The sequence below is a fragment of the Devosia sp. YR412 genome, from assembly GCF_900110945.1.
Classification (GTDB): Bacteria; Pseudomonadota; Alphaproteobacteria; order Rhizobiales; family Devosiaceae; genus Devosia.
The window spans coordinates 566,674-586,371 of record NZ_FOFL01000001.1; the positions used below are offsets into that span (position 1 = coordinate 566,674).

Below are 19,698 nucleotides of genomic sequence, written 5' to 3' on the forward strand. Positions count from 1 at the left end.
TTGAGGCCGCAACGAGCCTGCCTCTAGACTGACCCCATGGCCCGCAAGCGTTTCGTTCCCGCCGATCATCCCGCCTTTTCCGGCCTGCCCGTCACCAAGGTCGCGTTGGCGGCCGGGGTCAGCGCCGCCGTGCATGTGGCGGGCACGCTGTCGAGCCGGCGCCTGCCGGTGGTCTGCATCCCCGGCTATCAGCGCAACATGAGCGATTTCACCGATTTCGCCGGCTATTTCCGCCGCGCCAGTGGCGGCGAATGGCCGGTTGTGCTGCTCGACCTGCCGGGTCGGGGCCGTGCCGATGACCGGAAGAAGGCGGAGGACTACAGTTCCATCGCCGATGCGCGCGATGTCGCCTCGGTGATGGCGGCTTTGGGCATCGGTCCAGCGGTTATCCTCGGCCAAGGCCACGGCGGACAGGTGGCGATGGCGCTGGCCGCAGCGCATCCACTGCTGGTGGCGGGCACGGTGCTGCTGGATTCGGGACCGGTGACGGATTCGCGCGGCATCGTCCGCCTGCGCAACAATGTGGAACATATCGAGGCGCTGCGCGGCGCCAGGCTGGTCACGGCCGGGTTCAAGCGCATGCTCGGCGGCGATTACCCCGGCCTGCCCGAAGCGCGGCTCGACAGCCTGATGGGCCGGACCCATTATATCGACACGCGCGGCCGGGCCCGCCCGCTCTACGACAAGCGGCTGATCGAGGCCTTGGCCAGCATCAATTTCGACGACGTGCTCGCGGCACAATGGCCGCTGTTCGACGCCCTGACCTGCGGGCCGCTGATGCTGCTGCGCACCCAGCTGACCGACCAGCTGCGCCGCGAAACCTTCGAGGAAATGACCCGCCGTTGCCCGGACGCCGTGGCGCTGACCATTGCCGGCCAGGGCTCGCCCGCCCTGTTCGACCAGCGCGAGGAAATTGAAGCCGTGGCGGAATTCGTCATCCGCACCAGCAATCAACTGCTGGGCAAGGCCGCCTAGGCGTCGGCTTTCACGCGGGCCATTTCGGCTGCCTGCTCCACCCAGCGCTCGCGCCGAATGCGGCCCTTGAAGGCTAGCTGGCCATCGACCCAATCGACATTGGCCTTGGTCCAGGTGGCGATCTGGTCGAGGTGGTATATGCCAAGGCCATTGAGCGAAGCTTCGATCTTTGGACCGATGCCCTTGATCTGCTTGAGATTGTCGGCCGTGCCGTTGCGCGGCGCGGACAGAGCTGCGGGCCTGGGGCTGGTGAGTTTGGCCTTTGCAAGCTCTACAGGCTTTGGCGCCGGCTCCTCAACCGTCGCGGCGAGACGCGCGGCTGGGCTACGGGGGCGCTTGAGTTCGGGCGGTGCAGCGATGACGACCGGCACGGCGATCGGGGCGACCTCGCGGGTGCCGCGACCGGCATGGAGGATACGCCTGACGCTGTAGCCCAGGACACAGCCGAGCAGATAGGCCACGAGGATCAGCGATGCCGTCTCGATCAGATGTGCCGTGTTGAAGGTCATTGCATCAGGCCTTCGGGGTAAAGCTGCGCCAGCCGACGACGAGGCCGATCAGCCCCGCACCGGCTAGGTATGGCCAATAGACGCCCAGCAGATAGGTGATTGAACCCCAATCCATCGCCCGCCCTATTCTCCCGCCTTGACCGTCACCACGATGCGCCGGTTGATCCGCTTACCCTCTTGCGTCGCATTGTCGGCAATCGGCGCCGTCTCGCCATAGCCCACGGCATAGAGCCGATCGGCGGCGACGCCGCGTTGCACCAATGCACTGACCACGGCCTCGGCCCGCGCCACCGAGAGGGCCATGTTCTGGGTCTCGTCACCATCGGAATCGGTGTGGCCCTCGATATGCACCGTGGCGCTTGGACAGGCCGCCAGATCGATGGCCAACTCGTCGAGCGGTTGATTGGATTCCGCAGCAATGGCCGCCGCACCGGAGCGGAAGAAAATGGCATTGCGCGCGGAAAACTGCGCCACCGGCGCAGCGCAGGCGATGACCTCAGGCGAGACGGCAGCGGCCGGTGCCGGCGCGGGCTCTACAGGTGGAACAACTTCGGATGTCTGGATCGGAGCGATTGGTTCCGGCTCGGCTTCCGGAGCCTCGACCTCGGGAGCAGCCTCGACTTCTGGCTCGACCACCGGTTCTGCAGCGACGGCAGGCGCCTCGGCCACCACGATCTCCGGTGTCACTGGCTCGGGCGCTGGTTCTGGCGGCGGCTCTACCACGGGCGCTGGCTCGGCAATCGGCGCAGGTTCTGGCTCTACGGCAACAGCAACCACCGGCGCATCCGCCACGGCCATGGACCAGCCGGCGGCGGCAAGTTTCTGGTCGGCAAAAGCGGTATCCAGCGCGGCGCGGTCGGCCGGCGAGTTTGCCGTGCCGGTCAAGGTCCAGCCCCGGCCATCGAAGCTGATGGAGCCGTCGCGCAGCAATGGCAGCAGGTCGAGCGCAGTCTCGGCCGAGGCAAGGAAACTGCCCGGCTCGCCGGAGGCAAAGGTCAAACTATCTTTCGCGTCAGTACCGGCAGACGCCAACAAAGCCGCCTTCGCCTCGGCGTTCGGCACGAGGCCGGAGAGCGTAATTACCCCTGCCCCGTCCTTGATCACCTGCCAGGTGTAGGCCTCTGCAAATGGCGGGCGGATTTCGGCCTGGGCCAGCACTAGGCCCTGCGGTGCGCCATCCGACAGGCTGGTGCGCAGGGCGTCATAGTCGGCCAGCGAAGCGGCAATGCCGGACAGGGTGATGATATTGTCGCGCAGAGCAAAGCGGCCTTCGCTCATCTGGTCAAGTGCGGCGAGACCGAAGTCTGCCGCCGACTGGTAGCGCTCCGGCGCACCGCGCCCCAGTTTGAGATAGGTGATGTCGGCGCCTGTGCGCTGCGCGAAAGCCTGGCGCGTGTCGTCGTCTGGCGCATAGCCATCGAACACCAAGGCGCCGCCGGCCTGCTGCGAGGCACTCATCCAGTAATCGGCAATGCGTGGCGGCTCGAGCGTGATGATACTGCCGGCAGACTGCAGCGTATCGGTCACCGCTTGGGCGACCTCGATCGTCGGAGGTGCGCCAGTCACCGTGCTTTGCTCGCCATTGATGGTCACAGCACCATATTCCAGCTTCGCTAACTGCTCCAACAAACGCTGCGAAAGCTCTGCAAAACCTTGTGGTTCTCCCGAGCCGAGAGCCAGCCCCGTTGCTACCGGAATGCCGGAGACATCAGCCGTTCGGAAGCGTTCGGCCGTGGCATCGTCGGGCACGAAGCCTGTGACCTCGATGCGCTTGCCATCGAAACTGGCGCTCCACTGATAAGGTTCGACCAGCGCCGGAGCGATCTCGATCGCGCCCAAGGTCAGCCCCGAAGGCGCACCGGCCCGCATGACGATCAGCAGATCGCGATAGTCCCGCTCGGATTTGGCGCGGCCCTCGAGACTGAGCGTCGTGTCGGACAGCGTGATCGCGCCCTGATCGAGATATTTCAGATTATCGATGGCAAAGCTGGCACCCGCCAACCAAGCCTCCCGCTCCGGCATGCCCGAACGCAAATCGAGTTTAGCTTCCATTTGCCCGGCGCGATCAAGCAATCGCTGCCGCGTTGTTTCATCCGGCACACCGCCGCTGAGGCTGCTGCCCTCCGGCGTCATGGTGGCAGTGAAAAGATAGGGCTTGGCGACAGGTGCCAGCGTGACGTCGCTCACGACGCTGCGGATTCCGGGCACTGACGCAAGCCGCGCAACCGCCGATTGCAAAACGGCCTGATCCGTCGTGGTGCCGGTCAATTTCAGATCGCGCGCATCAAGCGACAGTTCGGCCCAATCGTACCCGCCTGCCGCCATCGCGACCGTCGTTCTGGCCGTCAAATCGCTGGCGATTTCGCCCGACGTCATCGCCAGGCAAAGGCTCGTGCCGCCGAGGACAGTGGCCAGTCCCGGCATGACCCACTTGAGGAGGTCCCTGATCATTCGCAATCCAGTCAATATCCGCGTTTGACGCAAGGCTAGAGCATTTCCGCTCCGCAAAGCACGGAAATTTCTGGATCTAAACTCTTGATATTGCTGGATGACTTTAACGCGGGGCGTCGGCTGCAAGAAGCAGTTTCGCTCGGGCGAGAGAATCAATGTTCAGGTCGAGGCAATCGGCTTTGTATCGCTCAAAAGCAGAAAGGCCCGGCGTGAGCCGGGCCTTTCCGTAGCAGGTCGTAATCCGAGGATTACTGGAAGGCCTTGGCAGCCTTGAAGGTAACCTTGTAAGCGCCGTTCTGCTGAACGGTTGCGCCAACCGACGAAGAGAAACCGCCGCCGGGGGTCCAGCCGAGTTCGGCCTTTGCGTAGAAGTCGGACGAGAAGGCCGGAGCAGCAGGAGCTGGGGTCAGGCCGAACACGCCAACTTCACCCGTGAGCTTCACGGTTTCGGTCAGAGCAGCGACGATCTGGGCAGCAACCTGGTAGCCGTCAGCAACGCCAGCGGTACCGTCGTTGAAGTAACGACCGCCGAGGTTGATTTCGACGCCTTCAGCAACGGTGGCGCCGATGGAGCCGCCAAAGCCGTAGTCGGTGCCGACGTCTGCGCCGACGTTGTCGTTACCGCCAGCGATTTCAGCCGACAGCGCAACCTTGAACATGTCGAACTTGGCTTCGCCGGAGACGAGGCCGTTGAAGAAGCGAGCGTACTGTGCGCCGCCGTTGTTCAGGCCGCCAAACGAGCCAGCTGCACGCAGCTTGAACGCGTCGAAGGTGCCGGTCACGCCAGCATGAACAGCATAGCTGTCGCCGATCGAACCCCAACCATTGGCGAGACCGCCAACCGAACCGCTGACGTGGGCAGTGACGCCTTCACCAGCATATTCCAGCACGCCGATCAGGCTGCCAGCTTCGACGTCAACACGGTCAAGAGCTTCGAGACCGATCTTGCCGACAATGCCTTCGCCGAACTGCGACTCGAGCTGGATGACATGGCCACCCTTGCGGACGGGGCCTTCCCAAACGCCGGCGTCAGCGTCCTTGGAGATGAACAGGCCGGTAAAGTTGAACGGCTCGTCGTCGCCTTCGTTGAAGATCGAACCCTTCTTACCAGCGGACAGGATGGTGGTGTCACCGACCTGGACGTAGGCGTCCTGGGCGCGCAGAGCATGCGCATCGCCGTCAACAGCAGCAATGCCGTCACGAGCACGGGTGTAGTCACGCTGGCGCAGGTTGATCACGACGCGAGCCGGACCGAAGTCGCTCGAAGCGGTACCAACGAACTTCAGCAGGGTCTCAACCTTCGAGTTCCAATCCTGGTTCGAAACGCCAGCGAGGAAGCTCGGAGCGTCAACACTGGTGCTACCGTCAGCGTTCACGCCACCGAAGTTGGCAGTGATAACCGGAGCAGCAACAACGCCGGAGTTGTTGAAGTTACCATATTCGTAGGTGTACGAAACCGAACCCGAGATCTGCAGGCAGTTGGTGTCGGACGAAATGGTCAGGCCGGACAGGCCGAGCTCGTCGCAAACGTCGAGCGAGGTGAGCACGCCGAGATCGGCAGCGAAGCCAGCGGTCGACAGACCGGCAGCAGCGATAGAACCGAGGATAAGGCTCTTGAGTTTCATTGGTTGACCTCCAAAGTCAGTCATTCTTGGTGCCGGTTACCCAGCGGTTTGTCGTAACGCGACCACACTATCGTGGTGCAGTGTGTTGCCGTCGCGCTGCGACCGACAAACGATCCCATGCATGGATTCGCAAGACCCACTCTACGCATGGTGAAACAGGACGCAATCACGCAAAGGCCGTTTTGGTGGGGCGGCAATATGGTTGCAAGGTGGATGTTGCAGATTCAGCACACAGCTGGAAACCACTTGTTAACCCGGCTGAATGCGAGGTTAAAATCCTTTGGTTTTACTGGGTTACACGGCAATCGAACGCTTTTTAACGTCATTTGCAGCCCGGAAGTCCCAAAGTTGCATCGCCGCGGGCAGGCAGCGGATGTGGCGCAATTGTGCAGACAATGAGAAGATAGTCGGCGCCTTAGAGGGACGTTGCCACATTTGGAGGACGCATGAGCAGCAAGGGTAATGTGGCAGTGGTCACGGGCGGAAGTTCCGGCATCGGCAAGGCAGCGGCGCTTGGGCTGGCGAAAGCCGGCTATGACGTGGCCATATGCGGCCGCCGCGCCGACGTGCTGCAGGCCGTTGCGCAAGAAACCGGCGGGTACTGGAGCGAGTGCAACGTTACCGACCCCAATGCCGTGGCTCAATTCTTTGCTGGCGTTAAAGAGAGATATGGTCGCGTGGATGTGGTCTTCAACAATGCCGGCCGCTTTGCTCCCGCGGTATCGTTTGGCGACCTTGATGTCCTGACCTGGCAGGAAATGGTCAACACCAATCTCAATGGCGCCTTCTATGTCGCGCGCGAGGCGTTTCGGGCGATGCGGGACCAGAGCCCCCAGGGCGGGCGGATCATCAATAATGGCTCCATCTCGGCCTATGCGCCGCGACCGGGCGCTGCATCATACACCGCGACCAAACACGCGATCACCGGCCTGACCAAGGCGATTTCGCTGGATGGGCGGGCGTTCAACATTGCCTGCGGGCAGATCGACATCGGCAATGCCGCGACCGATATGACCAGCAACATGAACTCCGGTTCATTGCAGGCCAATGGCACCATGATGCCCGAGCCGACCATGGATGTGGCCCATGTGGTCCATGCCATTCTCTATATGGCGGGCCTGCCGCTGCAGGCCAATGTGCAGTTCATGACGGTGATGGCGACGACCATGCCCTATATCGGGCGCGGCTAGTCTAGGCGCGCCAGACTTCGGCGCCCCGGATCCAGGTGGCGCGCATCTTTCGGTCGTTGGAGAGATGCACGAAGCTGGCCATGGCAGCGGGGCGGAGATGGCCGAACTCTGCCTCAATGCCCATGGCCTCAGCTGGATAAAGCGAGGCCATGCGAATGGCCTCTTCCAGCGGCAAGCCGATGGTTTCATGCATGAAATTGACGGCGTCGATCATGTCGAGATCGGCGCCGGCCAATGTGCCATCGGCGAGGCGCAGGGCGCCGTCGGCGCGGGTGATGGTGCGGCCGTTGAGGGTAAGGGTCTCGATGTCGGTGCCGGTTTGCGACATGGCGTCGGTGACGAGGAACAGGCGGCCGGGGCCGGATTTACTCGCGAGGGCGACCTTGATGGCGGCGGGATGGACGTGGATGCCATCGGCGATCAGGCCGGCGTGGACATTGGGGTGATGCAGGACCGCGCCAACGACGCCGGGTTCGCGATTGCCCAACTGGCTCATGGCGTTGAACAAATGCGTGGCCATGCTGGCGCCGGCGGCGAAGGCGGCGCTGGCCATATCGATGCCGGCGTCGGAATGACCGATGCTGACCACGATACCAGCGTCAGTTAGAGCCTTGATCTGGCTGGGGTTTACGGTTTCTGGGGCTACGGTGATCAACAGGTTCGGCAGGTCTTTCCGCGCCGCGATGAGGCGAGCAAGGTCGGCGTCATCCATCGGGCGGATCAGCGCCGGGTCGTGCGTGCCCTTGCGCGCGAGGGAGAGGTGCGGGCCTTCGAGGTGAAGGCCGATGAAGCCCGGAACGCCTTGATCTGCCGCAGCTTTTCCGGCGGCGATGGCGGCGACGTTGATCTCGACCGTGTCAGTGATCAGCGTCGGCAAGAGCGCCGTGGTGCCGAATTGGGCATGGGCGGCGCAGATGGTGCGGATGGATTCGACGGTCGGCGCATTGTTGAACAGCACGCCGCCACCGCCGTTGACCTGCAGGTCGATGAAGCCGGGGACCAGCATTCCGCCGTCCAGATGAAAGGATTCTGAACGCTGCGGGACGGCATCTAAACTAACGATACCGCTGACATGGCCGAACTCGACCAGAAGCGCCGCATCGTCGTGCCAGTCATGCCCGTCGAAAATGCGGGCGCCAGTGATGGCCGTCAGGTCGCTCATGTGGTCTCGGTGACCTTCTTGAGCGCCGGCGGTACGTCGGGATTGAGGCCCCGATGACGGGAGAGAGCTTCGACGAAGCCATAGAAGGAGACGATCAGCGACAGCGGGTCGGTGATCGGATGGCCGGTGGCAGCAAAGGGCAAGGCCTTGGCGGCACCCGGATGGTCGCTGGTGAGGAAGGCCAGTGCGCCCTGCCCGGCCAGCTTATGCGCCATATCGGCGACCGAGGCTTCCGCGGCGTCGCGCGCGGCGAGGCCCAGTACCGGATAGCCCTTGGTGACGATGGCGACCGGGCCATGCATGACTTCGGCGGCGCTGTAGGATTCGGCCTGGATATTGCAGGTTTCCTTGAACTTCAGCGCTGCCTCATTGGCGATGGCAAAGCCGGGGCCGCGACCGAGCACATAGAGCGCGTTGTGGCCGTCGAGCGCGGTGATCATTTCGGACCAGTCGCAGGCGACGGCCTTGGCCAGCGAGTTGGGCAGGTCATTGACCGCGGCGTTGAGCGCGTCATCACCGCTCCAGCGGGCGACCAGCGACAGGCCGGCAACGACTGAGGTGACGAAGGTCTTGGTGGCGGCCACCGATTTTTCCGGGCCGGCATGCAGGTCGACCGTGAAATCCGAAGCTTCGGCCAGCGGCGAGCCGGCGGTATTGGTGATGGCAATGGTGGTGGCGCCCGAGCGACGGGCGGACTGGGTCATGCCGACGATGTCGGGGCTCTTGCCAGACTGCGAAATGGCGATGGTGGCGGCGCGGTCGAGTTTGAGATCCTTACCATAGATGGAAGCGATGGACGGACCGATCGAGGCGACCGGCAGGCCCAGCGTCAGTTCGATGGCATATTTGAGATAGGCGCAGGCATGGTCGGAGGAGCCGCGAGCAACCGTCGCGACCAGCGCCGGATCGCGCTCGCGCAGGGCGGCGGCGGCGGCATCGAGGACGGCGCCGCTCTGATCGAGAAAGCCGGCGACGACATCAGGGATGGCGTCGACTTCCTGGCGCATGAAGGTCTGGTTCGAAATCACGGCTTGGCTCCTGCAGGATCGCCGAGCCGCAGCTCGGCGACGAAATCATAGGTATCGCCCCGATAGATCGAACGGGTGAATTCGATCACCCGCCCCGAGGCCAGATAAGAGGTGCGCTCGATATTGAGCCCGGCCGAGCCCTCCGGCACATGCAGCAGCGCTGCATCCTCGGCGCCCAGATTGGCGGCGCGGATGCGCTGGATGGCGCGGACCGGGCGATTGCCGAATTTATCGAGGTGTTTGTAGAGACTGTCGCCAATGCTGGCCGGGTCGGGCAGCACATGTGAGGAAAGACTGGCGCGCTCGATGGCCAGGGGCGTTTCGCCGGTGAGGCGCAGCCGAGAGATACGCGCGGCCTGCTCGCCCGAGCTCAGGCCCAAGATGACGGTTTCCTCGGGCGAGGGAATATAAAGACCGCGATCGAGCCATTCGGCGCGCACGGCCATGCCGCGCCGCGCCATGTCTTCGGTAAAGGAGGTCAGCTGCGACAGCGACTGTTCCACCCGCTGGGTGATCGGGGCGACGAAAGTGCCCGAGCCATGGCGCTGCACCAGCACGCCATCCTTGACCAGCTGCAGTACCGCCTTGCGCACGGTGACGCGGGAGACGTCGACCTTGGTGGCGAGATCGCGCTCGGAGGGCAGCGCGTCGCCGGGATTGACGGCGCCGGAATGAATGGCATCCTCGATCCAGCGCTTGAGCTGGAGATAAAGCGGCCCGCCCGAGGGCAGCACCACCGGACCATCGGCGAAGAAACTGTTCGACGCGTCTGCCACTCTTCCCCCTGTTGCGGTCAGCGGCGCATTGCCCATCATCGGATACGCGGCTGACATGGCCGCGCCACCACATGATACCAATAAAATACCATTCACCAAGAGCCAAAACGCAATTCTGCACTTTGGTCGCATAGCCCTGCTTGTATTGGGCATTTGAGATTTCGGTTTTATCAGGAGAGGCAGTTGGATGCCGCGCGTCTGGACAAGTGGTATGATTTTGGCATTATCGCCCGGCAGGAGGAGACGCCCATGAGCGCGACACGGACCGAGATGACCCATGCCAGCGCTAGGGGCTTCGACATGAAGCCGGCCGAAGAGGCATTGGCGATTCTGTCCCGGGCGCAGGTCGAGGCGGCAGAGGCGGTGCAGGACGCCGTGCCGTCCATTCGTGCCGCGGCCGATCGGGCTGCCAACAGCCTGCGCGCGGGCGGCCGGCTGATCTATGCAGCGGCGGGAAGCTCGGGGCTGATGGCGCTTGCCGATGCGCTGGAATTGCCCGGCACCTATGGAATTGCCGGTGATCGCATCAAGGTGCTGCTGGCCGGCGGCATGGAGATGCTGCGCGAGATGCGCGGCGGGCCGGAGGATGATGGTGATGCGGCGCGGGCCGAGTTGGCGGCGGTGCAGGTTGGTCCCGGCGACTGCGTCATTGCGCTGACGGCGAGCGGCTACACGCCCTACCCGATGGCGGCGGTTGAAGCCGCGCGCGCTGCGGGGGCGAGCACCATTGGCATCAGCAATAATCGCGGCGCGCCGCTGTTCGATCGGGTCGATGTCGCCATCTGCCTGCCGACGCCGCCGGAGGTTATCGCCGGTTCGACCCGCATGGGCGCGGGCACGGCACAAAAGATTGCCCTCAATATGCTGTCGACCATGATGGCCGTGCAGCTGGGCCATGTGCATGACGGCTATATGGTCAATCTAGTGGCGGATAATCTGAAACTACAGGGCCGGGCCAAGGGCATTGTGATGGCGGTGACCAGCGTGTCCGATGAGGTTGCTGCGGCGGCGCTGGAGCAGGCTGAGGGTGGTGTGAAGCTGGCGGTGCTGATTGCGGCCGGGGCGGATGTGGGCCGGGCGCGGGAGCTGCTGGATGAATTTGGTGGGCGGCTGCGGCCGGCTTTGGCGGTGTTGGGGCGGTAGCACTCCACTCGAACCATCACCCCACCCGACCCCTTCGGGGCAACCCTCCCCATTCAGGGGAGGGATGGGCGAGTTCAGCGGTCTCGATGCTTCTTGTCCCTCCTCCTTGTGGGGAGGGTGTCCGCCGCAGGCGGTCGGGTGGGGGTGGTTTGGCCACGATGTCCCACCAAAAATTTCTCCCACTCCCCTGTCGAAACATCCGCCCGTCATTCGTAGCGTGTATGAAGCAAGTCACTGACAGGAGACGATAATGAGCAATGCCCTTCCCACCGCAGACACCGATCGCGACCTCGTTTTGACTCGCGTGCTGAATGCGCCGAGCCACAAGGTCTATCAGTGCTGGACCCAGCCTGAACTGATCACCCAGTGGTTTGCGCCCAAGCCGTGGTCGACGCCAAAGGCCCAAATCGACCTGCGGGTTGGCGGCGGCAGCGTCATCACCATGGCTGACGAGGCCGGCAATGAATATCCCAATCCGGGCCAGTATCTGGAAATCGTGCCCAATGAGAAGCTGGTGTTCACCGATGCCTTTATCGGCGACTGGGCGCCGTCGGAAAAGCCGTTCTTCACGGCGGTGCTGACCTTTGAAGACGCGGGTGAGGGCAAGACCAAATATACCGCCATCGCCCGGCACTGGACGGCAGAAGACGCCGAGAACCACAAGAAGATGGGCTTCCACGAAGGCTGGGGCCTGTGTGCAGGCCAGCTCGAAGAACTGGCAGCCCGCATCTAATACTTTAGCTTTGGGGCCGCTCGACTAAAGCGGCCCAGCAGCATTATGACGATGCCAAACGGTCATTTTGGAATTTCTGTTCCACACCTAGAACACTGTGCAGCGGCGCAGCCCCCGTCCACCGGCATCTCCCCGCCTGTTATATGACTGTCGTAAAGCTGTGATTGGTACCGGCGCATCGATGCGTCGCTGATCCTGGGGCTCCCCCCTTGCCTAATTTCCATTGCGGTAGTTAGCTCCCCTACGGGAGAGGTCGACGCAAGATCGATGAAACCTGCGAGCGGCGCGTGCCGCACTGCGGAACATCCGTTCTATTGAACGGGCTTTGGGAGATACTAATGAAACGGCGTGATTTCATGCTCGCAACTGGCTTTGCTGCCGGTGCTCTGATGCTGCCTCGCATGTCCTTTGGCGCAGAAGGCGTCATCGACGTTTATTTCACCTCGGACCAGAACGTTATCGACTTCTGGACCAATACCGTGAAGCCGGCTTTCGAAGCGGCCAATTCGGGCATTACCTTGAATCTGGTGGACGGCGGCGACGGCGCCGGTGTTTCGGCCATTGCCGATCGCGCTCTCGCCGCGCTCGCATCGGGCAGTGATCCGCAGGCCGACCTGTTCGAAGGCTTCGACAGCCGCGTTACGGTCGATGGCATTGCCAAGGGCCTCTATGTCGACTTCGAAAAGGCTGGTCTGTCCAACTATTCCAAGATCAACCCGCTGGCCTTCGACATCCCGACCAACCTCCCTTACCGCGGTTCGCAGGTTCTTCTGGCTTATGACACCACCAAGCTGGACCCGGCCAATGTTCCCAAGACCTGGGCCGACCTCGTCGCCTGGATCAAGGCCAATCCTGGCCAGTTCATCTACAACCGTCCCAACAAGGGCGGTTCGGGCGGTAACTTCGTCCGTCGCGCGATTTTCGAAGCCAATGGCAATGATCCGACCAAGTTCTCGGTGGACAATTACACCCAGGAATCCGGCGATGCCATGCTGAACCCAGCCTGGGACATCCTCAAGGATCTCGCTCCGTCGCTGTTCGATGGCGGCGCTTATACGTCGGGCAACACCCAGTCGATCCAGCTGCTCAGCCAGTCGGCCGTGACCATGATCCCCGCTTGGTCGGACCAGACCCTTTCGGCAATCGCCCAGGGCGCCCTGCCCGAGACCACCGGTCTTGTGCAGCTGCAGGACCTCGGCCTGCCTGGCGGCTTCACCAAGCTGGCCGTGCTGAGCAATGGCGCCAACAAGGACGCCGCCCTCAAGCTCGCCGACTTCCTCCTCACGGAGGAAATCCAGTCGGCCGTGCTGACCGAACTCGGTGGCTATCCGGGCGTGTCGTGGGACCATGTTTCGGCCGAACTGCGCGAGCGTTTCGCCGACATTATCCCGACCACCATCCCGACCTTCCCCGGCGGTGATTGGGAAAAGGCCGTCAACGACGGCTGGTACCGTGCCGTGGCTCCGAATGTGGATCCCGCTTCGTGACCATGACAGCCTCGGACCAGATCGGGTCCGTCACGCCAGTTCGCAGGAGGCCTTATGGCCTCCTGCTCGTCGCCACGCCTGTGCTGCTCGTTGCCTGGCTGGTGATCTGGCCGATCATTTCCGCCGTGATCCAGACCGTCTGGACCACCACGCCCCAAGGCCAGGGCGCCGTTTCGCTCGACACCTACAGCTTCTTTTTTTCCGACGGCTATAGCCTTTCCAACCTCTCGATGACGCTGTGGACCACCGGGGTCTGCGCTGTCCTGTTGCTGGTGGTCTGCTTGCCGATCGCGCTTTACCTGCGCTTTTCCAATACGCGCGTGGCAGTCTATGTGCAGGGCCTCGCCATTTTTCCGATGTTCGTCCCGTCGATCATCCTGAGCTTCGCCTTTATCCGTGTGCTCGGCCCCAATGGCACCGTCGATCTGCTGCTCAATTCCGTGGGTCTGCCGCATATTCGCTCGCCCTATTTGACCCCCTGGGGACCGGTAATCGGTCTGGTCTGGGACAATATCCCGCTGACCGTTCTCATCCTGCTGTCGGGTCTGGGCAGCGTCTCCAATCAGGCCGTCGAGGCGGCGCGCGATGTCGGCGCCGGCACGCTGGCCCTGCTCTGGCACATCATCCTGCCGCGCATTTCCAATTCGATCCTCGTGGCGATTTCCTTTGCTGTGCTTGGGATTTTCTCGGCCTTTACCCTGCCCTATATCCTGGGGCCGGCAGCGCCGGAAATGATGGGCCCCTTCATGCAGCGCACCTTCCGCGAACTGCTGGAACCGAAAACCGCCATCACGCAGGCCGTCGTCACCTTCGGCTTCTGCATCGTCTTCGGACTTTTCTACGTGCGCTCCGTCGCCAAGAACAGGGCAGCGTAAATGGCCGCCACTCTCGCCTATCGCAAGCTCGACTGGACCGGCATCGTGCTGGCAGCGGTCTTGACCCTGGTCATCGTGCTGCCGCTGGTGGTGGTCGGCACCTGGGCGTTTACCAATGTCTGGCGCTACCCTTCGGTCATCCCGCAGGAATTTGGCCTGCGCTTCTGGAACCAGACGCTGGCGCGGGCCGACGTCTGGAGTTCCATATCGATGAGCCTGACGCTGTCCTTCACCGTGACGGCGCTTTCGGCGGCGATCTGCCTGCCGGCGGCCTATGCCTTCGCGCGGCTGGATTTCCCGGGCCGGAACCTGTTGTTCTTCTCGTTCCTAGCCGGTCATGCCTTCCCCAAATTCGGCCTGCTGGTCGCCATTGCTGGCATTTTCCTGCAGCTTAATCTCATCGGCACCTTCTGGGGCGTGGTGCTGATCCAGCTGGTGGGCACTTTGCTGTTCATGATCTGGATCCCGGTGGCCGCCTTCCAGGCCGTTGACCGGCGCATGGAAGAAGCCGCGCGTGACGTGGGCGCTTCGCCCTTCCGGGTGTTCTGGTCGATCACCCTGCCGCAGGCCGGACCGACCATTGCGGCGGCGATTCTCCTCAGCTTTGTCGGCACCTTCTACGAGACCGAGGGCGCTTGGCTGATCGGCGCGCCGCAGGTGCGCACGCTGCCGGTACTGATGATCTCCTTCATCAACAACCAGCCCGTCATCCAGTATGGCGCCGTGCTTTCGGTGCTGCTCTGGGTTCCCAGTTTTATCGCGCTGCTGTTTGCCCGCAAGGTGGTGAATTCCGGCTCGTTTGCCCGCGGCTTCGGCGGCTAGGATTTTTAAATGTCCGTTCTCAAGATCAAAGACGTCTCCAAGATTTTTCCCAATGGCACCACGGCCGTCGACAGCTTTTCGCTCGATGTGGCCGATGGCGAACTGGTCTGCCTGCTCGGCCCCTCGGGCTCCGGCAAGTCGACACTGCTGCGCATGGTGGGCGGCTTTGAAACCCCAACTTCGGGCCTGATGACCATCGATGGCGAGGACATCACCAATGTGCCGCCGGAGAAGCGCCCGACCGGCATGGTGTTCCAGAGCCATGCGCTGTGGACGCACATGAATGTGTTCAAGAACCTGGCCTTTGGCCTCAAGCTGCGCAAGGTCGCGGCGCCCGAGATCAAGCGCCGCGTTGAAGGCGTGCTCGAGCTGGTGGGCCTAGGTGGCTATGGCACGCGCGCCGTGACGCAGCTGTCGGGCGGGCAGCAGCAGCGCGTGGCGCTGGCGCGCTCGCTGGTGCTGGAGCCGAAAATCCTGCTGCTCGACGAGCCTTTTGCGAGTCTCGACCAGCACTTGCGCGAAAGACTTCGCGAAGAGGTGCGCGACATCCAGCAGCGCCTCAAGATCACCACGCTGTTCGTGACCCACGGCCAGGACGAGGCCCTTTCCATGGCCGACCGCATTGTGGTGATGCGCGACGGCAAGACCGAGCAGATCGACCGCCCCGATGTGGTATATCGCGAGCCGCAGACGCCGTTCGTGGCCGGCTTCATCGGCACGATGAACCTGATCGAGGGCGTCGTCAGCAATGGCGTGTTCAGCAAGGCCGGCTATTCCACCCCGCTGCCCGTGAGCGATGGTCCGGCCATTCTTGCCGTGCGTCCCGAGGCGCTGGACCTGACCGCCAGCACCACTGGCCAGGGCAAAGTGCATCGCGTCACCGACTATGGCACGCATGGCTTGGTGGATCTCGAGCTCAAGGACGGCACGCGGGTCAAGGCGATGGTGTCGCATCCCGACCTGTTCCAGCCCGGCCAGGGCGTCAGCCTCGCGCCGCGCGCCATTGCCGCCTATCGCGACGGCAAGGTGATCCATCGCACCAGCGCGGTCGCTCCCGCCCCCCATCCGGCACTGGTCGACGCATGAGCGATCCGATACTGATCGAACGCAACGGCCATCGCACCTGGCTGAAGTGGCATCGCGGCCGCCGCAAGGCGAGCGATCCGGTGTTCACCGGCGCACGCATTCTGGAAGCCATGCGGCTGGGTGCCAGTATCGAGGTCGATCTGGTTGTCACGGCCGACAAGGGTTTTGCTGTGCTGCACAACCTGACGCTTGAACGCGAGACCACCGGGCATGGCGCAGTGGCCGCAAGCAGCGATGCCATGCTGCGCACCCTGCAGCTGCGCGACAATGACGGCGCGCCAATTGCTGACAAAGTCATGCTGCTCGACGACCTCTGCGCCCTGATGGCGCAAGGCACGGTGCATCCCGATGCGCTGCTGCAGCTCGACTACAAGGAGGACGAAACCGTCCTCGACGCCCGCGCGCTGGAGAATTTTGCCCGCGCCACCGGGCCGGTGGCCCGCAATATGATAGTCTCGTCGGGCTCGGCGGCAGCGATCCGCATGCTGACCGACGCCGTGCCGGGCATGCAGATCGGCTTTGATCCGAGCGACGAGCATGTCTTCAAGGCCGCACTGGCGGATGGGACATTGCAGGGCTTTGTCGATGACGCCGTCGCCGCCCTGCCCGGTTCGGACATGATCTACCTCGCCTGGCAGATCGTCACGCTCTCGGCCGATGTGGGCTTTGACATTGTCGAGGCGTTTCACCAGCAGGGCAAAAGGGTGGATGCCTGGACGATCCAGGTCGCCAATGCCGAGACGCAGGCGACGGTGGCGCGGCTGCTGGAGCTGAAGGTGGATCAGATCACGACGGATGATCCGGAGGGGTTGGTGGCGTTGATGGGGTAGCCCAGCCACGGTGTCATCCCGGCCTTGAGCCGGGGCCCATCCCGAGATCAAGCCACGGCCGCACGGTCGATCGAACGGTCCACCTTGCGGCAAGACAGACATCTCGAGATGGATCCTGGCTCAAGGCCGGGATGACATCGCGTTCGTGGGACGGCTCAGAGCCTAGGCTCTTTCCGCGGCACATCCTTCAGCCTCTCGATCAGATAGGCATGCGTCGCCTTGTTGGCGACGATCAGCGTGCCGGTGCGCTCATAGACCTCTGGCCCGCGGCCCCACCAGTCGGTGACCACGCCGCCGGCTTCCTGCACGAAAAGAATGCCGGCCGCAGTATCGAGAAAACCGGTCTCTTCGTAATAGCCGGTGAGCCGGCCCATCGCCACATAGGCGCAGCTATTGGCAGCGCTGCCAACAACGCGGACCGAGCTGATTGGCGCGCGGATGGCGTCGAGGCGCTCATAGGCGCCGGGATAGAGCTGCAGGCCCGGGGTGGGCAGGCCGGTGCCGATATTCATCAGGCCAATATCAGTCTGGTCGCTGACCTTGAGGCGCTCGCCATTCATGAAGGCGCCCTGCCCGGCGATCGACCAGAACATTTCGTCTGCCGGCGGATTGTAGAGCACGCCGCAGATGGTCTCATTGCCGCGGCGCAGTGCAATCGAGATGGTGTAATGCATGCCATTGATGAAATTCGTGGTGCCGTCGATCGGATCGACCAGCCAACGGTGGTCGCCACCGCGCTCGTCGGGGGCGAATTCCTCGCCGGTGAAATTCCACTCCGGATAGCGCTCACCCAAAACCTTGCGGATCAGCAGTTCGCTTTCCTTGTCCGCCTCGGAGACGAAATCCGCCGGGCCCTTGATGCCGATCTCCAGCTCGCGAAAGCGTTTGAAATGTTTGAGCGTCAGGGCGCCCGCTTCACGGGCGACGGCGATCATGTCGGCAAGGACGGCTTCATAATTCATGGCAGGCTCCGGGTCGGCTCTTTCTAGCAAAGGCCGGGTCGGGGTAACAGCCGCGTGTGACAGTTTGGCGGCGCCGGGTGCCTCAGATTTCCACCGTCCACAGCACCGACCACGGCCCCAGCACGCCCTCCTCGGCAAAGCCCTGCAAATGCACGCGACGGCCGATCACCGGCGGCACGCCGGACTGGCTGTCATTGTCGAGATTGGCATAAAGCCTGAGCATCTTCCCGTCGCCCATGCGCCAGGAAATCAACACCGCCTTCATGCCCAAGATTTCGTAATGGGCGGAAAAGCCCTCCAGGCCCGGCAGGCGCGGAATGATCTCCATCTTGCGGATATCGATCAGCTGCCGGTAGTGCCAGAGCCAGTCGGCATGCTCCTGCTTGCTCAGGTTTTTCCAGTCGAGCTTGGCGGATTCAAAGGTGCTGACCAGCGTCGGATCGACGGTGTCTTCCACATTGGGCTTGCTGGGGTCGTCATGCTCGGGCGTGTTCTTGAGCTCTTCCTGGCGGCCTCCAAGCACCGCATCGCGCAAATCGGGAGGGACGTCGGAAAAGAAGGGAAACGGCTGGGTGCTGGCCCATTCCTCGCCCATGAACAGCATGGGGATCTGCGGCAGCAGTAGATAGACCGCTGTCAGCGCCTTGACCGCATCCACATTGGCCAGCTTGGTGATACGGTCGCCAAACACCCGATTGCCGATCTGATCGTGGTCCTGGATATAGGAAACGAAGGCGGTGGCCGGCAAGCCGACGCTGGGTTCGCCGACCTTCTCGCCCTTGCGCGGGCGGATTTCGCCCTGATAGGCAAAGCCCTCGGCCAAGGCCTTGCCGAGACGCTCACAGCGCTCTTCGAGATTGTCGAAATCGGCGTAATAACCGGTGTTTTCGCCGGTTGCCGCGGCATGCAGCAGGTGATGCACGTCGTCATTCCACTGCGCCGTGTAATGCACCGGATGGCGGCCGGATGTGCGGCGAAGCCAGCGCTCCTGGTTCTTGGAATTTTCAACGATCAGATGAAGGAAGCGATAGGGATTGGCGGCGCGGACGCGGGCGGCGATGATTTCGAGAATATGGGTCGTGCTGTCATCCTGGATTTCATGCACCGCATCGAGTCGCAGCCCGTCGAAATGGAATTCGGTCACCCAATAGATCGCCGCCTCGATGACCAGCTCTCGCACCACGTCAGCGCCCTTGTCATCATAGTTGATGCCGGCGCCCCAGGGGCTGGAATGGCGGTTGGTGAAGATGGGCGAGACCGACGGCAGGTAATTGCCATGCGGGCCGAAGTGGTTGAACACCACGTCGAGAAACACCATCAGCCCGCGTTCATGCGCGGCATCGACGAAGGCCTTCACATCCTCGGGCCGGCCATAGGCGCTTTCGGGGGCGAACAGCATGGCGCCGTCATAGCCCCAGTTGAAGCGGCCGTAGAAATCGGCAATCGGCATGACCTGAATGGCCGTGATGCCCAGCATCACCAGATGGTCGAGCTTGGCTATCGCAGCGCGAAACGTGCCCTGCTGCGTAAAGGTGCCGATATGCAGCTCATAGATGATGGCCTCTTCCCACGGCCTTCCGCGCCATTCGGCATCGGTCCAGTCGAATTTGCGCGGATCGACCACCTCGCTCCAGGAATGCACATCCTCGGGCTGAAAGCGTGAGGTCGGATCAGGAATTTCCATTCCGTCGGGCAGCACATATTTGTACAGCGCCCCAGCCTTGACGCCTTCCACCTCGATCTTGTGCCAGCCGTCCTTGCGGGCCTCAAGATCAAGCAAAGTCCGCTTGCCCTTGAGTTTGAGCTGAATGCTCTTGCACTTGGGCGCCCAGATCTTGAAGCGCGTGCTGTTCTCCCGCAGTTCGGCGCCAAAGCGCATCTTGTGGCTGCGGACAATGGTCTGGAACGTCATGGATTACCCCTGCCGGACGGGAACCGGCGGGGGAGAAATGGGTGCGGTGGGAAGAGGTTCCGCGGGGATGCGCAGGGGTGGGATGCGTCCTTATCAAGAAGCAAGAATACCCCCACCTAACCTCCCCCTGAA

17 protein-coding genes are annotated in these 19,698 nt (G+C 62.8%); 9 read left to right on the forward strand and 8 right to left on the reverse strand.

Features of this window, described 5'->3' with window-relative positions; translation table 11 throughout:
* Nucleotides 1–36 precede the first annotated feature (36 nt).
* Entirely contained in the window at nt 37–975 is a 939-nt protein-coding gene (locus BM045_RS02760; protein ID WP_092179453.1) for an alpha/beta hydrolase, read from the forward strand.
* Here BM045_RS02760 and BM045_RS02765 read toward each other — a convergent pair.
* From BM045_RS02765 to BM045_RS02775, 3 genes are all read right to left on the reverse strand, one after another.
* A complete protein-coding gene (locus tag BM045_RS02765; protein WP_092179454.1) occupies nt 972–1,484 on the reverse strand; it encodes a hypothetical protein in 513 nt (170 codons plus the stop codon). The genes BM045_RS02760 and BM045_RS02765 overlap by 4 nt on opposite strands.
* A gap of 123 nt (nt 1,485–1,607) precedes the next feature.
* Nucleotides 1,608–3,935 (reverse strand): OmpA family protein, encoded by a 2,328-nt coding sequence (locus BM045_RS02770; RefSeq protein WP_092179455.1) that lies wholly within the window; start codon nt 3,933–3,935, stop codon nt 1,608–1,610.
* A 248-nt stretch (nt 3,936–4,183) separates the two neighbouring features.
* Nucleotides 4,184–5,560 (reverse strand): hypothetical protein, encoded by a 1,377-nt coding sequence (locus tag BM045_RS02775; RefSeq protein WP_092179456.1) that lies wholly within the window; start codon nt 5,558–5,560, stop codon nt 4,184–4,186.
* Nucleotides 5,561–6,006: 446 nt separating this feature from the next.
* Here BM045_RS02775 and BM045_RS02780 point away from each other — a divergent pair, with 446 nt between their 5' ends.
* Nucleotides 6,007–6,750 (forward strand): SDR family oxidoreductase, encoded by a 744-nt coding sequence (locus BM045_RS02780; RefSeq protein ID WP_092179457.1) that lies wholly within the window; start codon nt 6,007–6,009, stop codon nt 6,748–6,750.
* Nucleotide 6,751: 1 nt separating this feature from the next.
* Here BM045_RS02780 and nagA read toward each other — a convergent pair whose 3' ends face one another.
* Genes nagA through BM045_RS02795 form a run of 3 tightly spaced genes read right to left on the reverse strand, consistent with a single transcriptional unit; the run spans nt 6,752 to nt 9,773 of the window.
* Nucleotides 6,752–7,912, reverse strand: a complete 1,161-nt coding sequence (gene nagA, locus BM045_RS02785) for an N-acetylglucosamine-6-phosphate deacetylase (protein ID WP_092179458.1) — start codon at nt 7,910–7,912, stop codon at nt 6,752–6,754.
* The gene (locus BM045_RS02790) at nt 7,909–8,940 is read right to left on the reverse strand and encodes an SIS domain-containing protein (RefSeq protein ID WP_244522851.1); all 1,032 of its coding nucleotides are present in this window, start codon (nt 8,938–8,940) and stop codon (nt 7,909–7,911) included. Before BM045_RS02790 ends, nagA begins: the two co-directional genes overlap by 4 nt.
* Nucleotides 8,937–9,773, reverse strand: coding sequence for a GntR family transcriptional regulator (locus BM045_RS02795; RefSeq protein WP_244522852.1), 837 nt, complete (start codon nt 9,771–9,773; stop codon nt 8,937–8,939). The genes BM045_RS02790 and BM045_RS02795 overlap by 4 nt, the downstream gene beginning before the upstream one ends.
* A gap of 192 nt (nt 9,774–9,965) precedes the next feature.
* Here BM045_RS02795 and BM045_RS02800 point away from each other — a divergent pair, with 192 nt between their 5' ends.
* From BM045_RS02800 to BM045_RS02830, 7 genes are all read left to right on the forward strand, one after another.
* Nucleotides 9,966–10,859 carry an N-acetylmuramic acid 6-phosphate etherase gene (locus tag BM045_RS02800; RefSeq protein ID WP_092180839.1) on the forward strand — a complete coding sequence of 298 codons (894 nt, stop codon included), beginning with the start codon at nt 9,966–9,968 and terminating at the stop codon, nt 10,857–10,859.
* 250 nt (nt 10,860–11,109) lie between these two features.
* Nucleotides 11,110–11,592, forward strand: a complete 483-nt coding sequence (locus tag BM045_RS02805; protein ID WP_092179459.1) for an SRPBCC family protein — start codon at nt 11,110–11,112, stop codon at nt 11,590–11,592.
* 338 nt (nt 11,593–11,930) lie between these two features.
* Complete coding sequence (locus BM045_RS02810; protein ID WP_092179461.1) at nt 11,931–13,079, forward strand: extracellular solute-binding protein; 1,149 nt, start codon at nt 11,931–11,933, stop codon at nt 13,077–13,079.
* Nucleotides 13,080–13,081: 2 nt separating this feature from the next.
* The gene (locus BM045_RS02815; RefSeq protein ID WP_092179463.1) at nt 13,082–13,954 is read left to right on the forward strand and encodes an ABC transporter permease; all 873 of its coding nucleotides are present in this window, start codon (nt 13,082–13,084) and stop codon (nt 13,952–13,954) included.
* Nucleotides 13,955–14,776 carry an ABC transporter permease gene (locus BM045_RS02820; protein WP_092179465.1) on the forward strand — a complete coding sequence of 274 codons (822 nt, stop codon included), beginning with the start codon at nt 13,955–13,957 and terminating at the stop codon, nt 14,774–14,776.
* Between the two features lie 9 nt (nt 14,777–14,785).
* Nucleotides 14,786–15,862 carry an ABC transporter ATP-binding protein gene (locus BM045_RS02825; protein WP_092179467.1) on the forward strand — a complete coding sequence of 359 codons (1,077 nt, stop codon included), beginning with the start codon at nt 14,786–14,788 and terminating at the stop codon, nt 15,860–15,862.
* Nucleotides 15,859–16,692, forward strand: a complete 834-nt coding sequence (locus tag BM045_RS02830; protein WP_092179469.1) for a glycerophosphodiester phosphodiesterase — start codon at nt 15,859–15,861, stop codon at nt 16,690–16,692. Before BM045_RS02825 ends, BM045_RS02830 begins: the two co-directional genes overlap by 4 nt.
* 155 nt (nt 16,693–16,847) lie before the next feature.
* Here BM045_RS02830 and BM045_RS02835 read toward each other — a convergent pair whose 3' ends face one another.
* Together BM045_RS02835 and treZ are read right to left on the reverse strand one after the other, a co-directional pair.
* A complete protein-coding gene (locus tag BM045_RS02835) occupies nt 16,848–17,654 on the reverse strand; it encodes an inositol monophosphatase family protein (RefSeq protein ID WP_092179471.1) in 807 nt (268 codons plus the stop codon).
* A gap of 82 nt (nt 17,655–17,736) precedes the next feature.
* On the reverse strand, nt 17,737–19,566 hold the full coding sequence (treZ, locus tag BM045_RS02840) for a malto-oligosyltrehalose trehalohydrolase (RefSeq protein WP_244522853.1): 1,830 nt from the start codon (nt 19,564–19,566) through the stop codon (nt 17,737–17,739).
* Nucleotides 19,567–19,698: the final 132 nt, after the last annotated feature.